This window comes from Rhizobium sp. 1399 (assembly GCF_031455475.1).
In the GTDB taxonomy this organism is placed as follows: domain Bacteria; phylum Pseudomonadota; class Alphaproteobacteria; order Rhizobiales; family Rhizobiaceae; genus Rhizobium.
Map to the genome: position 1 here is coordinate 340,771 of NZ_JAVDSU010000003.1, position 15,300 is coordinate 356,070.

Here is a 15,300-nt window from a genome sequence, read left to right on the forward strand (position 1 = left end):
TTCGTGATTGCGGCATGGCAAGTTTTGCTGCGCTGCCTATAATCCAGAAAAAGAGCTTTTCGATCAATGGAGCCGGCGTTCCTTCCGATGCAAGTCAAGAAGAAAGACAGTCTGCCCGCCAGTATCATCGCTTCCATCAAGAATAGGAGGAAGCGCGTTGAGACCTGGCGTGCGGGGCCGAAACCGCGCAATGACGGCACACTTATCGCCTCCTACAATGTCCATAAATGCGTCGGCACTGACCGACGCTTTGATCCGGAACGCACGAGCCGTGTCATCCATGAGATCGATGCCGATGTGATCGCGCTGCAGGAAGCTGATACACGCTTTGGCGAACGGACCGGCATTCTCGATCTCGCCCGGCTGGAGCGCGAGACCGGGCTGGTGCCGGTTCCGATCCCGGGTGTGACGAAGGCGCATGGCTGGCACGGCAATGTCGTGCTTGTCCGCAAAGGTCTGGTGCATGATGTGCATCAGGTGAAGCTACCGGGGCTGGAGCCGCGCGGCGCGGTGGTTGCGGAAATCGAACTCGAAGCTGGCGGGACGCTGCGCATCATCGCCGCCCATTTCGGCCTGCTGCGGCATTCGCGGGCGCAACAGGCCAAGACGCTGGTCGATCTCATCAGCGACCGTCACGAAATGCCGACCATCCTGCTTGGCGATCTCAACGAATGGCGGCTCGGCGACCGCTCATCCCTCAATACTTTCCAGATGGCCTTCGGTCCGCTGCCGCCCGCCGTTCCGAGCTTTCCTGCCGGCTTGCCGGTCTTGGCGCTCGACCGCATCATTGCCAATCGGAAAGGTATCATCTCCGCCGTGGAGGTGCATGACACTCCACTCGCCCGCATGGCGTCCGACCACCTGCCGATCAAGGCAGTGGTCGATCTGCAGCAGGAAGTAGTAAGCGCCTAAAATCGTGCAGGCTCTCAGGCTCGGACGGGAGCGGGAAGAAGCTTGCCTCTCACCAGCAGCCAGAGCGTTCCGACTGCAATGATCGCAAGCGCGATGTTGACCAGCACGAAGATAACGGGCGTAAGCTCGCTGATCGCGCCGGTGTCGCCGCGTGCCGTCATGCGCAGTGCTGCTGTCGAAAGCGCTGTAAGGCCGAAGGTGAAGGCCCAATAGGAGCCGGCGAAGGGTTGTTGCATGATCCAGGGCAGTTGGCGGCCGATGATCAGGACCTGCACGATGGCGTAGCCGAACATGGCATGCACGAACATATCGGGCGCGCCGGTCGTCACACTCAGATAGGCGGCGCTGCCGACGGCGGGCGGGGCAAGCTGAATGCCCAGAGTCGGGCGCAGCGGTGCGGCTAGCTCCGGCGCCATCAGCAGCCGATGCAACAAGACGGATTCGATTGCCAGCCAGGAAAAGAAACCGGCGCCGAAGGCGAGCTGGCCCCAGTCGGCATAACCAAGCGTGCCAGCCGCGATGGCGGTGACGAAGGAACCGGCAACAGTCGGCAGATAAAGAACCGGCGTGTTGGTCACCGGATCGCGCCCACCACGCCAGAGCAGGCCGGTTCGCCACAGCAGGAAAAACAGGGTGATGGCGAACCCTGCCAGAGCCAGAACCTCAGTCGCGATGCGCGAATAAGGAAGGATCGCAAGTCCCGCCAGCATGGTCGCGACGCCGATCAGACCGACGAAGCAGCACTGGATGGGATGTTCAAGTTCCGCCGTCACCTCCTTCGGCGCGACAAACCATTTCGCGGCGTAGAGGAGGATGAGGACGAGCCAGATGGCAAAGCCAAGAAGGCTGAGGGCTTCGCCCACGCTGGCCGGAACCGGCCAGATGGCAGCGGCCGCGCGCCAGCTGTTGCCGAGCCCGACAACGCCAAGAACAATGCCAAAGAATGCAGCGGGTATGCGGGGGAGCGACATGTTCGTTTCTCCGAATTGGTCCGGCAGGGTCATTTGCCCTGCCGGTGCAGCAAGCGGTTCACTTTGGATGTTTTACTTTGCAATGGCGTCGGCAGCGTCCATCACGCGGGCCGAATAGACAAGAGCCGCACCGGCATTAACGGAGATCGCGACACCGAGGGCCTCAGCAATTTCTTCCTTGGTGGCGCCGACCTTCTGGGCTTCAGTCGTATGTACGGCAATACAGCCATCGCAACGGACGGTGACGGCCACGGCAAGGGCGATCAGCTCCCGCTGCTTGGCGTCGAGATGGTTGGTCTTCTGTCCGGCGGTCGAAAGGGTTTGATAGCCTTTGATCGTCTCTGGCACGATCTTGGTGATTTCACCGATCCGGCCCAGGAGTTCACCGCGATATTCCTTCCAATCCAACATGAAAATCATTCCTTCTCATATCAGCGACGGCGTGATTGCCTCGGCTGTCGGAAGTGACTATGACCTTCAAAGATGATAGTTTGAATGCTCAAAAAAGTCATTTTCTAGCGCGATCGTCTCATGGATGTTTTAAGCCGCCTTATCGAGCTCGCCCGTCTGCAGCCGACGCTCGACATTCGCTGCCGGCTGCAGGGCGCGTTTCATATCGACCACGAACCCGTTGCAGCAGGTAAGCTACCGTTTCATCTGATCCTCGGCGGTGATTGTCTCATTCGCCTCGGCTCCGGTCGTGAAATCACCTTGCGCTCTGGCGATTTCCTGCTGCTGCCGCGCGGGGATGCGCATACGATCGTTGGCTTGCGGCCACGCGGCGAAGCACAGCCCCTGCGCATCGCCGCGGGTGGCATGCTGCCTTTGCGCGAAAACGGCGAAGGCGAGGCCGATGTCGACTTGCTCTGTGGTCATTTCGATTGCGCGCCGGGATCGGCTGCCTTGCTGCTCGATAGCCTGCCTGACGTCTTTCACGTATCGCTCGCCGAGGAGTCGGAGGAGCTGCTGAAGACGCTGGTCGCCATGCTCTATAGGGAGACGGCTGAAGAGAGGCCGGGAGCATTGGCGATCATCACCGCGACCTGTCTCTCGCTTTTCATCATGGCGGTGAGGGCCGGCAAGGTCTCGCCCGTCGCGTCCTCGGGGCTGCTGCAATTGCTTGGGGATGCCAGGCTCGACAAATCCGTCGTGGCAATGATGTCTTCGCCCGCCTTTGGCTGGACGATCGATGATCTTGCCCGTCATTCGGCCATGTCGCGGGCTACCTATGCCCGGCAATTTCGCGAGCGCGCGGGAATGACGGTCGGCGCGTTCCTGACCGATATCAGGATGATGCTGGCGAGTGACCTGCTGCTCAGGACGCGCCGAACGGTTGCAGATATCGCTGCAGAGGTCGGTTATGAATCGGAAGCCGCATTCGGCAACGCTTTCAAGGCAAGACGCGGCATAACGCCGGCGCGCTTCCGCGCTGCGGAGCAGGCGAGACAGAATGGGCAGGGGTGATGCGCGGGGGAGGCTAAGCACCTTGCCGCTCGACCTCCGTCAGCACGGATATGAAAGCCTTGAGGCTTTGCGGCACATGCCTGTGACCGGGATAATAGAGGCAGAGTCCAGGGATCGACGGACACCAGTCGTCAAGCACAGAGATAATCTCACCGCTCGCAAGATAGGGCCGCGCGACCCTTTCCGGCACGTAGGCGATGCCGAGCCCTTTGACCGCCGCTTCCGCCATCAGTTCCACATGATCGAGCGTGAGCGCACCCGATACCTCGATAGTCACTTCCTGGCCGTGTTTCTCAAATTCCCAGCGGTAGAGTTTGCCGCTCGGCATACGCAGGCGGATGCAGCGGTGGCGCCTGAGGTCTTCAGGCGTCTTGGGTCGCTTGTGGTTTTTCAAGTAAGCTGATGAGGCAACCGCGAGGAAACGTGCCTCGCCGCCGAATTCGACCGCTATCATATCAAGCGGCACAGATTCCCGCAGGCGGATGCCGGCATCGAAGCCCTCGCCGACAATATCGACCAGCCGGTTTTCGGTGACGATATCGAGCGATATCTTCGGATAGCGTTCGAGAAAGAGAGGAATGGCGGCATTCAACAGCACGCGGGCGGCAATTTCGCTGGCGTTGATGCGCAGCGTGCCGCTCGGCTGTCCGCCGAATTCGCCGATGGCATCGAGCGCCAGATCGAGATCGCGCAAGACCGGCTTCAGCCTGTCGAGAAGCATTTTGCCGGCTTCGGTGGCAGCAACACTGCGTGTCGTGCGATGCAGCAGGCGCACGCCCATGCGCGCCTCCATATTGCGCATCATGTGGCTCAGCGTCGAAGGCGACAGGCCGAGTTCACCGGCAGCCTTGCGAAAGCTGCGGTGGGTGACGATTGCCGAGAAGGCATTGAGGTCATCAAGCGTCGGTCGATAACTCATGGGTATTTTTCAACAACTCATACAGATTTGAACGGATTATCACATCAATAAACGTCTCTATCTTTGCTGTCATCAAGCCGCGATCCAGCGGCGCCAGAAAGGTAGAGACGATGACAAAGACGTGGTTCATCACAGGCACATCCTCCGGTTTCGGCCGGATCATGACCGAGAAACTGCTGGCGCGCGGCGATCGCGTCGCCGCAACCTTGCGCAAGCGCGAAGCCCTGGCTGACCTTGAAGCGCAGTATGGCGAACGGCTCTGGGTCGCGACCCTCGACGTCACCGATGACCGGGCCGTTCATGCAGTCGTCGACGCCGCCTTCGAACAGATGGGACGCATCGATGTCGTTGTCAGCAATGCCGGCTATGGCCTGTTCGGCGCCTCCGAAGAGGTGAGCGATGCACAGATCCGCCATCAGATTGATACCAACCTGATCGGCTCCATCCAGGTGATCCGGGCGGCCTTGCCGCATCTGCGTCAGCAGGGCGGTGGTCGCATCCTGCAGGTCGCTTCGGAAGGCGGGCAGATCGCCTATCCGAATTTCAGTCTCTACCACGCGACCAAATGGGGGATCGAAGGCTTCATCGAGGCTGTGGCGCAAGAGGTCGCCCCCTTCGGCATCGACATCATCATTGCTGAACCGGGGCCGGCGGGCACGGATTTTGGCGCCGGCCTCGTCAGGCCGCCGCAGCTGGATATCTATGAGGACACGCCGGCCGGCCAGGTACGCAGGGCAATTGCTGACGGCTCGTTCAAGATCCTGGGCGACCCCGTGAAGATGACCGACGCGATGATCGCGGCGGCCGAAAAGCAACCGGCGCCAAAGCGGCTCGCGCTCGGCAGCACGACCTATCAGTCGATCCGCAAGGCCCTGAACGAGCGTCTTGCCGAGCTGGAAGCGCAGAAGGACATCACGCTGTCGACCGACATCGACGTGTGACCCCCCTCAGCGATCGATGGTCGACATGATCGTGTCGTTGTAGCGTTTGCCCGAGATCTTGCCGGGGGCAAGCGCTTCATCGAGCGCCTTCATCTGCTCGGCATTGAGCGCGATGGAGGCGGCGGCGATATTGTCTTCCAGATAGGTGCGGCGCTTGGTACCGGGGATCGGCACGAAGTCGCTGCCCTTGTGCAGGATCCAGGCGATCGCCACTTGGCCGGGCTTGACGCCGAGCGCGGATGCGACCGAACGCACCGCCTCGGCTGCGCGGACGTTCGCATCGTAGTTCTCGCCCTGATAGCGTGGGTCGCCGCGGCGGAAATCGCCTTCCGGATACTCTTCGGCGCGCTTGACCTCGCCGGTCAGGAAGCCGCGGCCGAGCGGGCTGAAGGGCACAAGGCCGATGCCGAGTTCCCTCAACGCCGGAATCACGTCGGCTTCCAGATTGCGCTCCCACAGCGAATATTCGCTTTGCACGGCCGACACTGGGTAGACGGCGTGGGCGCGGCGAATATTGGCGACACCGGCTTCGGAGAGGCCGAAGTAGCGAACCTTGCCTTCCTTGACAAGCTCGGCGACCGTGCCGGCGACATCTTCCATCGGGACAGCCGGATCGACGCGGTGCTGGTAGATGAGGTCGATGTGGTCGGTGGCAAGACGCTTGAGCGAGCCTTCGACGGCACTGCGAATGGTTTCCGGCCGGCTGTCACGCTCGGCGCCAACCTGCTTGCCGTCTTTCAGGCGGAAGCCGAATTTCGTGGCCAGCGTCACCTCGTCACGACGACCCTTGAGAGCTCGACCGAGAAGTTCCTCATTCTTATAGGGGCCGTAAACCTCGGCCGTATCGAGGAAAGTGCAGCCGAGCTCGATGGCGCGGTGAAGGGTCGCGATCGATTCCGTCTCATCTGCCGGGCCGTAGGACTGGCTCATGCCCATGCATCCGAGGCCGATGGCCGATACTTCAAGTCCCTGGCTGCCGAGTTTGCGCTTCTGCATCGTGATGCTCCTGCTTCTCAAGTAAGGAGAGGTCTATATAGACCTCGGTGCAGGATTATGAATGCGCGAAAATCCCGATAAGCTGCGTGAGCGTTCAGCAGTCCCGGCGCCGCCGGTTATTTTTGCCGTCCGATGCGAAGGTGACAAGGCGAATGGCATCCATCAGGATGGAGACGATTTGCTTCCACATGGCTTCTCTCCTTTTCCTGTTGTTCTCTTCCCCTTGCGCCCGGTCTTCAAACGAGCTTATCGTCGACTTCGGATGACTTGAGGTTATGGGATGAAACGTGGTCGGCTGCCGCTGACGGCATTGCGCAGTTTCGAGGTCGCGGGACGGCTCGAGAGCTTCACGCTTGCGGCCGAGGAGCTGTTCATCTCGCAGGCGGCGGTCAGCCGGCAGATCCGCGAGCTGGAACAGCTACTGGGCGAGCCGCTCTTTGAGCGGCGCCATCGAAGTGTCATCCTGACTGGAAGCGGCCGGAAGCTGCTTGCCGTGCTCACGCCTTCCTTCGACCGGATCGATGAGTGCCTGGACGATATCCGCAGAGCTTCAGTGTCTGCGGATCTGAAAGTCAGCGTCGAACCTTCCTTTGCCGCTTGCTGGCTCGTGCCGCGGCTGCCGGAATTTCGCAAACTTCATCCTGACGTCGAGATATCGCTCGATGCCGATCCGCGGACGATCGAATTCCGTACGGGCCAGGCGCAGATCGCGATCAGGCACAGCGCCACCGTCACCGCATGGCCACGGACAGAAAGCCGGCACTTGATCGATGTGCGCATGGTGCCGGTGATCGCCTCCAATCTTCTGGAGCGTGGCCCACCCATCTCCTCTCCGTATGACATTTTTACTTACGGGCTTTTGCATGAGGAAACCCGCGACGCCTGGAGCCGGTGGTTCGAGGCGGCCGGCATCGCCATGCCCGAGACGGCGAGGGGGCCAGTCTATGCTGATGACGGGCTCGTGCTGCAGGCGGCCCTGCGCGGCCAGGGCGTTGCACTCCTGGATGAAGCCTTTGCCGAGGAGGAAATCCGGGCTGGCCGCTTGCGTCAGCTCTTCGACCTCACCGTTCCGAATGGCGCCTACTGGCTGGTCGCCCGCAGCTTCGACCGTCTTGCGCCCCCGGCTGCGGATTTTTCGCGCTGGGTGACCGAGAGCTTTCACAAACGCTGACCTCTACCCGCCTGTCGCCATCCGCTTCTTGGCCGCCTCGCGGACAAGCTTCCATCGGGTAAGCTCAAGCGTGGCGTCCGCCAATGCGCGATGCGCCGGGATTGCCGCTTTGCTTTCCTCGACGATGCCGTCGATGAGCTTCGATAGCTCTGTTTCCGTGATGGTCGCTCCCGTTAATTCACGCGCTACGGCCATAAAGGCGTCACGTGATTTACCAAGCCGGAGGGCATGCCGAGGAAAGCCGGCGGCGCGCAGGAGAACGCTCAGCCATTTCCCATCCCACGAAGGGGCGCTCGCATAGAGATCGTGCCCGGTCAAAACCTCGACCATTTCACTGGCGACCTGCTCTACCGGCAGGCCCTCCGATGCAAGCAACTCCCGAGAAATCCCATGGATTGCTTCCGCATCGGCCGCCCAGTCGTCCCAGTCGGCGGCGGGTCGGATCAGGGCCGAGCGCGAGCGACCGTCTTCGAACACCCAGGCAATTTCGATGGGAACGCTTTTCTTGCTGAGGGACGAGGCCTCGAAATCCAGGAAAACGATCAATGCAACGCGACAGGCGAGTGCTGTCCTCCAGCGAAAGACTTGTCCCGATCGTCCGGTGCTCATCACCTCGAAATCTATTCAAGCCTTTGGGACCGGTTCGAGCGAACAGGACGCAGCCTACAGCTGCCTGCGTTTATTTGTCGAGCCGCATGCCGTCGGCATTGAAGACGTGCAGATGGGCGGGATCGCACGTGAAGGCGAGCTGGCTGCCGGTCTCGATAGCGGAATATCCCCTGTACTCGACGGTTAGGGGCTGACCGTCGCCAAGTTGGCAATAGAGGAATTGCGTGCCGCCGAGATACTCGTCGAAATCAACCCTGGCCCGCAACACATGATCCTCACGTCCCGAGACGATACTCAGATGCTCCGGCCGCGCGCCGAGGGTAATCTTCTGGCCTGCCGCTAGATTGGCGCCGCCGATCGGCGAACGAATGCGATTTCCAGCCGCCAGGATGGTGCCGTCACCTGCCCAGCTTGCCTCGAGCAGGTTCATGCGCGGCGAGCCGATGAAGCCCGCGACGAAGACATTGTTCGGCCGTTCGTAGATCTCGCGTGGCGTTCCCGACTGTTCGATATGCCCATCACGAAGCACGACAATCTTGTCGGCGAGTGTCATCGCCTCGGTCTGGTCGTGCGTGACATAGATCATCGTATTGCCGAGCTCGCGATGGAGTCTGGCGATTTCGATGCGCATGGAGACACGCAGTTCCGCGTCGAGGTTCGACAGCGGTTCGTCGAAAAGGAAGACCTCCGGCTTGCGGACGATCGCGCGGCCGATCGCCACGCGCTGCCGCTGGCCGCCGGAGAGCTGGCCCGGCCGGCGATCGAGGAGGTGATCGATCTTCAGGATTGCCGAGGCCGCCTTGACGCGGGCCTCGATCTCCGATGCCTGCGTTCTCGCCATCTTCAGGCCGAAGGCGAGGTTGTCGCGCACACTCATATGCGGATAGAGCGCGTAGGACTGGAAGACCATGGCGATGCCGCGATCGGAGGGATCGAGATCGGTGACGTTGCGTCCCTTGATCTCGATCTCGCCGTCGGTGACATCCTCCAGCCCTGCAATCATGCGCAGGAGGGTCGATTTCCCGCATCCCGAGGGGCCGACGAAAACGACGAAGGATCCCTCGGAAATGGTTAGGTCAATGCCATGGATGACTTCCAGATTGCCGAAACTCTTGCGAATTTCTGTCAGAACGACGCCCGTATCCGCCACGTTATTCACCGCGTGCCTCGCCCGCTCTGACCCAGACGAGCATCTCGCCCGGTTCGCGATTATCCCAGAAAGGATAGGGCACGAAACGTGCATTTGCCTGCTTTGCGGCCGGCGGAGAGGTTCGGTAGAGCGCAGCACCCCAGTCGGCCGCGTCGCGGTTGACGGGGAGATCGAGAGCGACCGCCCCGCGAAGACCGGCAATTTCTGATGTCTTCGCCTGCGAGACATCGGCGGAAAGGGTAATGCCATTCAGCCCCTCGCCATTGTCTGTCTCCTCGACGCAATAGACGAGTGGGCCGCGCATCAGCGCCGTGCGGCCGGCATCCTGGCGGACCAGTGGATTGGCAAAGAGCTTGCGGGCAGCCAGCGGGATCGACAGATCGACCTTGTCGCCGCTCTTCCAATCCCGTTCGATCCGGGCATAGCCGTCCACTACAGCGGATTGAAGATCGAGCTTTTCGCCGTTGACGGAGAGCGCAGCACCCTCAGCCCATTCCGGAATGCGCAGCGAAAGCGCGAAACGCGCGGGACGATCGAGCGTCAGGTCGAAATGGATCGCGCCATCCCAGGGATAGCGGGTCTGTTGCGAAAGCTCGACCTTGGCGCCGGCGAGATCGAAGCGTGCCTTGCTTTCCCCGTAGAGATGGACGGCAATTTCATCCTCGGCGATCGCATACATGTAGGAGCCGACGGAGGCGAGCAGACGGGCGATGTTCGGCGGGCAGCAGGGGCAATGGTGCCAGATCCAGCGGTGATGCTTGCCCGCGCTTTCCAACGGGTTCTCATAGAAGAAACGGGTGCCGTCGAGTGAAAGGCCGGCCATGGCGCCATTGTAGAGCGCTTGCTCCATGATATCGGCATAGCGCCGGTTCGGACCGCGGCCGAGCATACGGTTTGCCCAGAAGACGAGGCCGACCGAGGCGCAGGTCTCGGCATAGGCGCTTTCATTCGGCAGGTCGTAGTAGTCGGTAAAACCTTCATTGGATGCGGCTGGGCCGATGCCGCCGGTGACGTACATCTGCTTGGTCGTCAGATCGTCCCAGAGGGTTTCGAGTGCAGCCGTCAACGTGTCGTCATTATATTCGGTGGCGATATCGGCCATGCCCGCATAGAGATACATGGCGCGCACCGCGTGGCCGACGACCTTCTTCTGTTCGCGCACCGGCACATGTGCCTGGCCATATTCATAGGTCTTCTGGTGGAAGTCGGCGGCACTCCGGCCATCACGGGTCGCTTCTTCGGTGAAGAAATGCGGTTCAGTGCCGCGCTCGTCGATGAAGAACTTCGAAAGGTCGAGATATTTCTTCTCGCCCGTGACCCGCGCCAGCTTGACCAGCGCCAGCTCGACTTCCTCGTGGCCGCAATAGCCTGGCATCTGGTCGGGGCCGTGGCCGAAGACCGTGATCAGGTAATCGGCATAGCGGCACATGATGTCGAGCAGCTTCTTCTTGCCGGTCGCCTGGTAATAGGCGACGGCGCCTTCGATCAGATGCCCGGCGCAATAGAGTTCGTGATGATCGCGCAGGTTCGTCCAGCGCCGGTCCGGCTGCACGCGCTGGAACCAAGCGTTCAGATAGCCGTCCTTGTCCTGCAGCTTCTCATACATGTCGATGATCTCATCGACGCGGGCTTCGAGCTTCGCATTGGGCCGCCGATACAGCGAATAGGCGACGGTCTCGATCGACTTGCCGAGATCGCTGTCCCAGAACATCTGCGTCGTGCCGCCCCAGGGGCCAATTGGAATGACGACGCCGGGGCTTGGCTGTGTCACGTCGATCGCTTGCAGCATGCCGGCCTCGACACAGCGGTCGAGCAGGGTTTCGGCCGTGGAATCGCAGATCGCATCCTGGCGATCGCCAAACAGGCCCTGCAACTCGACACTCGGCACGGGCAGGGGACGGAACTGGCGGTCTCTCTTCAGTTTGTTCATGGCTTCATCCATTTCGTTGAAAGATCATCATTTCACCGCGCCGGCCATCAGCCCGCGCATGTAGTAGCGTTGCAGGAGCAGGAAGACGATCAGGCAGGGGATCGTCATGACGACGACGCCGGCCTGGACCGCGCCCCAGTTGATGGCGCCGAGGCGACCGGCGCGCACCGCCGTCATCAGGACGGGAAGCGTATATTTCTCGTTGCTGGAGAGCAGCACGAGGGCGGCCAGGAATTCGTTCCAGGCATTCAGGAAGGCAAAGATCGCGACCGTCGCAATACCCGGCAGTACGAGCGGCAGAAGTACGCGGATCAGCAGTCTCAGATCCCTCGCACCGTCGATGCGGGCTGCTTCCTCGATCTCCTTCGGCACGGCATCGAAGGCATTGCGCATCATGAAGACGGAGAAGGGAAGTTGCAGCGTGACATAGACTAGGGTGAGCCCCAGCAGCGAATTGTTGAGACCGAGCTTCGCCAGAATGATGAAGAGCGGCGTCAGGATCGACTGGAACGGGATCATCAGCGTGGCGATGATCAGCACGAAAAGCGCATTCTTCAGCGGGAAACGGTAGCGCGAGAAGCCGTAGCCCGCGAGCAGGCTGACAGTGACGGTCAGCAGCACCGTTGCCAGCGAAACGAAGAGCGAGTTGATCATGTGCTGCCAGATGCCGGCGCCGAACGTATCGAGCAGTGCATAGGCATCGAAGCTGACACCTGTTGTCGGCCATGGCGGCAATGGCGGCAGGCTCGACTCCGTACCGTGCCTGAAGGAGGCGAGTAGCGTGATGATGAAGGGCGCCAGGAAGAAGATCGAGATGGCGATGCCGGCGACATGATAGGCCGATTGCGATCTGAAGCGCTTGCGGGCGCGGCGTTCCCGTGAGGAGATCATCAGCGTTCCTCCCCGACGCGCAGCAGCCAGAGCTGGACGATGGAGATCGCAACCAAGATCGCCAAAAGCACGATCGAAAGGGCGGATCCGTAGCCCAGATTGAAGGACACGAAGGACTGGTTGAAGATGTAGTAGACGACCGAGATCATCTTGTTCTGTGGCCCGCCCGACGTCATGATGTAGAACTGGTCGAAGGCGAGGATCGAGCCGGTGACCGAGACGATCAGCGCCAGCGCGATCGTCTTTCGCATCAGCGGCAGGGTCAGGTGCCGAAAGCGCTGCCAGCGTCCGGCCCCATCGATGCGGGCTGCCTCCGTCAGTTCGGACGGAATGGCCTGCAGGCCGGTCAGCAGGATGATCATCGTAAAGCCCGCGATCTTCCAGACGACCATGACGATGATCGTTGCGAACGCCGTGTCGAAGCTCGCCATGATATTGGGGCTTCGCTCGACGAGGCCGAGGGCGCGAAGGGCAGGGCCGAAGAAGCCGCTATCGACATTGGCAAGCCAGACCCAGAGAAGCGAAGCCGTCGCGAGCCCCACCACGACGGGCAGGAAGATGATCGTCCGGTAGGTGCTGACGAAGCGACGCTCCTTTTCCACGAAAATCGCCAACGGGAAGGCGATCGCAAAGATCGCGATGGTCACGATGACGGTGTAATAGGCGGTGAAATTCAGGGCCGCCATGAAGCGGCTGTCGTTCCACATGCGAGTATAATTGGCAAAGCCGATCCAGCGCGAGGCGCCCATCAGCGGCCAATTATGCAAGCTCATCCAGCCGGTGAACAGCACGGGCATAACGAAGAAGACGATCACGAGCGCCATGGCCGGCGCAATGTAGAGAAAGCCGCGCCATTGCGACTTTCGCCGTTTTCGGACAGCGCGGATGCGCTGCGGACCGGAACCGGTCATCGAAACCTCCGCATTTTACGATTTCTTCAACCTGTGAATCGGCCGGGGAACTGCCACCGTCCCCCGGCCACGGCCGGGAGAGTTATTGGCCGCTGTCGATGATGGACTGCATCTCGGATTGGGCATTCGAGAATGCGCCATCGACGTCATCACCGAAGATCGCGGCGTTGGTGAAGGTCGCCCAGGGTCCGTTGGCGCTGTTGATCAGATCGTTGAACTGCAGCGTATAGGGTGTCTTGGCAACGGAGATCGCCTTCAGGCCCACCTGCATGCGGGGGTCGAGCCCGGCAAGCACCTGATCGGCAATGTCGCCGCGTGTCGGTAGGCTGCCGTATTTCGCCATGACCTTCTGGCCGTCCATCGAATAGATGTATTCGAGGAATTCCTTGACGGCATCGATCTTCTTCGTGCCCTTGGTGATGACGAAATTGTCGCCGCCAGCAAAGGACGAAGTCTTGCCATCGACGCTGGGGATCAGCGTCACGCCGAAGTTGATATCCGGATATTGGGTAACCAGCGTACCGATGGCGAAGGCGCCGAGGCTCTGTTGGCCGATCTTCCCGTTTGTGAAGCTCAGGAAGCTCGTGCCGTTATCGCTCGCAGCACTTGCCGGAACGAGATCCTTCTTGACCATATCGCGATAGAAGCCGACGGCCTTGCGCATTTGCGGCGTGTCGAGCGTAGCGGTCTTGCTGTCCTCCGAGAGGATATCGGCACCTGCACCCCAGACGAGCGGCGTGAAAGTGAAGATCATGCAGCCGCCGCAGCCGCCGCCAGAGAAGTAGAAGCCGTAAGTATCGTCGCCGAGCTTGCGGATATTCTCGGCGTTGGCTTCGATTTCTTCCCAGGTCGTGGGCGCCTTTTCAGGATCGAGGCCGGCCTTCTTGTAAAGGTCCTTGTTCCAGGCAAAGACAGAAGTTTCGACCGACAGCGGCAGGCCGTAGATCTTGTCCTGATAGGTGCCAAGTTTGACATGTGATGGCGACAGCGAATTGAAATAAGGCAGGCTCTTTGCCCAGTCCGTCAGGTCCTCGAGCTGACCCGCAGCGGCGAAGGCCGGGTTATAGATCAGGTCCATCGACAGGGCGTCGGGCGCTTGGCCGCCGGCGATTGCCGTTGCATATTTCTGCACCAGTTCGCCGAAGGGCACTTCGGTCGTGACCACCTGGTTTTCGTGGCTCGCATTATAGGCCTCGACAACCTTCTTGAAGGCATCGCCGATGCCTGTGCGGACCCACATTTCGATCTTTTCGGCAGCCGAGGCTGTCGAGACCAGGCAGAGGGTGGCAATACTGGTTGCCACCAATAGACGCTTCATCATGGCTCTCCTCCCAAGTTGGCGCGTCTCCTTCGCGCCGTTGCTATATTCCGAGGGTGTCACCCCCGCATGATTGCCGCACGACGAGACGGCACGGCAATTTCCTGATGCCGGGTTCCACCGAGCGTCCCTCCGCAAGCGCCAGAACCGTCAATCCGGCCTGCCGCCCCAGTTCCTTCAATTCCATATCCACCGTCGTCAGCGGCGGTCGCGTCTGGGCGGCGACAATCTCCCAATTGTCGAATCCCACCACCGAAACATCCTGCGGCACCCGGACGCCGCGTTCGCGCAGTGCATCGATGACACCACGCGCAATCTGATCATTGCCGCAGAAGATGCCGTCGGGCCTTTCGCCGCTGCCGGTCCACAATCTTGCGACGGCTTCGTGGCCCCAGCTTTCCGACCAGACCCCGAACAGGACCGGCCGTTCTTCTCCCGCGGCCCTGCGATAGGCATCTGCACGCTCGCGCACCGAGAAGAAATTCTCCGGTCCGGTGACATGCACGATCCGCTTGCGCCCAAGCTTTGCCAGCCACTCGACGGCAAGCCGCGCACCTTGCTCATCATCGGATCGGAAGGTGACACTTCCCGGCGCCCCTTCCGTAAATGCGTAGACCACAGGCACATTCAAATTCGATAGATCGACTGGTAACCGTCTATCCAGACGTTTTCCTGTTGCGATGATGCCGTCGACCTGTTTGTCGAGCATCGCCTCGACATGAATCTGCGCTAGCTCTGGGTCCTCCTCAATTGCGCACAGAAAGACCGAAACGCCATGGTCAACGAGAGCATCCGATATGCCTGCCATGACCGGCAGGGTAAAACGGCCATAGGTATCGTTGGTGAGAAGCCCGATCGTGAAACTACGTTTGCTGAGCAGGCCTCTCGCCAAAGCGTTTGGCCTGTAGCCGATCTCCGCCGCGATGCGCTTGACCCGCTCGCGCGTTTCCAGTCCCATCCGGCCTGTATCGTTTAGCGCCTTCGATGCCGTCGAAATGCTGATTCCAGCAGCAGCCGCGACATCGTGAATGGTGATCCGGCCTCTTTTCCCTCCTGTTGTGTCCAGCAGCTCCTCCATCGAACTTGCGATGAGAAAAGCTTTTCCCAGTGAAATTGT

15 protein-coding genes are annotated in these 15,300 nt (G+C 60.7%); 4 read left to right on the forward strand and 11 right to left on the reverse strand.

Translation table 11 applies throughout. From position 1 onward, the window contains the following. The first annotated feature begins 87 nt into the window (after window positions 1-87). Complete coding sequence (locus tag J2X71_RS12905; protein WP_310382475.1) at window positions 88-912, forward strand: endonuclease/exonuclease/phosphatase family protein; 825 nt, start codon at window positions 88-90, stop codon at window positions 910-912. 14 nt (window positions 913-926) lie between these two features. On the opposite strand, the gene tehA is transcribed toward J2X71_RS12905, so the two are convergent. Together tehA and J2X71_RS12915 are read right to left on the reverse strand one after the other, a co-directional pair. Continuing rightward, window positions 927-1,883, reverse strand: coding sequence for a dicarboxylate transporter/tellurite-resistance protein TehA (tehA, locus tag J2X71_RS12910; RefSeq protein WP_310382476.1), 957 nt, complete (start codon window positions 1,881-1,883; stop codon window positions 927-929). A 72-nt stretch (window positions 1,884-1,955) separates the two neighbouring features. After that, window positions 1,956-2,294: a carboxymuconolactone decarboxylase family protein gene (locus J2X71_RS12915; protein ID WP_310382477.1), complete on the reverse strand. Its 339-nt coding sequence runs from the start codon at window positions 2,292-2,294 to the stop codon at window positions 1,956-1,958. Window positions 2,295-2,414: 120 nt separating this feature from the next. Here J2X71_RS12915 and J2X71_RS12920 point away from each other — a divergent pair, with 120 nt between their 5' ends. Continuing rightward, entirely contained in the window at window positions 2,415-3,347 is a 933-nt protein-coding gene (locus tag J2X71_RS12920; protein WP_310382478.1) for an AraC family transcriptional regulator, read from the forward strand. A 13-nt stretch (window positions 3,348-3,360) separates the two neighbouring features. Here J2X71_RS12920 and J2X71_RS12925 read toward each other — a convergent pair whose 3' ends face one another. Next, window positions 3,361-4,266: a LysR family transcriptional regulator gene (locus J2X71_RS12925; RefSeq protein ID WP_310382479.1), complete on the reverse strand. Its 906-nt coding sequence runs from the start codon at window positions 4,264-4,266 to the stop codon at window positions 3,361-3,363. 110 nt (window positions 4,267-4,376) lie between these two features. Here J2X71_RS12925 and J2X71_RS12930 point away from each other — a divergent pair, with 110 nt between their 5' ends. Then, window positions 4,377-5,207: an SDR family oxidoreductase gene (locus tag J2X71_RS12930; protein ID WP_113323710.1), complete on the forward strand. Its 831-nt coding sequence runs from the start codon at window positions 4,377-4,379 to the stop codon at window positions 5,205-5,207. Between the two features lie 6 nt (window positions 5,208-5,213). Here J2X71_RS12930 and J2X71_RS12935 read toward each other — a convergent pair whose 3' ends face one another. Next, window positions 5,214-6,203 carry an aldo/keto reductase gene (locus tag J2X71_RS12935; RefSeq protein ID WP_405049708.1) on the reverse strand — a complete coding sequence of 330 codons (990 nt, stop codon included), beginning with the start codon at window positions 6,201-6,203 and terminating at the stop codon, window positions 5,214-5,216. Window positions 6,204-6,483: 280 nt separating this feature from the next. Between J2X71_RS12935 and J2X71_RS12940 the strand changes: the two genes are divergently transcribed. Beyond that, a complete protein-coding gene (locus tag J2X71_RS12940) occupies window positions 6,484-7,374 on the forward strand; it encodes a LysR substrate-binding domain-containing protein (protein WP_310382480.1) in 891 nt (296 codons plus the stop codon). Between the two features lie 3 nt (window positions 7,375-7,377). Here the strand turns inward: J2X71_RS12940 and J2X71_RS12945 are convergent, their stop codons facing one another. The 7 genes from J2X71_RS12945 to J2X71_RS12975 form a co-directional block, all read right to left on the reverse strand. Beyond that, a complete protein-coding gene (locus tag J2X71_RS12945; RefSeq protein ID WP_310382729.1) occupies window positions 7,378-7,920 on the reverse strand; it encodes a transcriptional regulator in 543 nt (180 codons plus the stop codon). A gap of 133 nt (window positions 7,921-8,053) precedes the next feature. After that, window positions 8,054-9,133 (reverse strand): sn-glycerol-3-phosphate ABC transporter ATP-binding protein UgpC, encoded by a 1,080-nt coding sequence (locus J2X71_RS12950; protein WP_310382481.1) that lies wholly within the window; start codon window positions 9,131-9,133, stop codon window positions 8,054-8,056. A 1-nt stretch (window position 9,134) separates the two neighbouring features. After that, on the reverse strand, window positions 9,135-11,063 hold the full coding sequence (locus J2X71_RS12955) for a glycoside hydrolase family 127 protein (protein WP_310382482.1): 1,929 nt from the start codon (window positions 11,061-11,063) through the stop codon (window positions 9,135-9,137). A gap of 27 nt (window positions 11,064-11,090) precedes the next feature. Further along, the gene (locus J2X71_RS12960; RefSeq protein WP_310382484.1) at window positions 11,091-11,954 is read right to left on the reverse strand and encodes a carbohydrate ABC transporter permease; all 864 of its coding nucleotides are present in this window, start codon (window positions 11,952-11,954) and stop codon (window positions 11,091-11,093) included. Beyond that, entirely contained in the window at window positions 11,954-12,865 is a 912-nt protein-coding gene (locus J2X71_RS12965) for a carbohydrate ABC transporter permease (protein ID WP_025669883.1), read from the reverse strand. Before J2X71_RS12965 ends, J2X71_RS12960 begins: the two co-directional genes overlap by 1 nt. An 82-nt stretch (window positions 12,866-12,947) precedes the next feature. Next, a complete protein-coding gene (locus tag J2X71_RS12970) occupies window positions 12,948-14,186 on the reverse strand; it encodes a sugar ABC transporter substrate-binding protein (RefSeq protein ID WP_310382485.1) in 1,239 nt (412 codons plus the stop codon). A gap of 40 nt (window positions 14,187-14,226) precedes the next feature. Further along, window positions 14,227-15,261 (reverse strand): LacI family DNA-binding transcriptional regulator, encoded by a 1,035-nt coding sequence (locus J2X71_RS12975; protein WP_310382730.1) that lies wholly within the window; start codon window positions 15,259-15,261, stop codon window positions 14,227-14,229. Window positions 15,262-15,300: the final 39 nt, after the last annotated feature.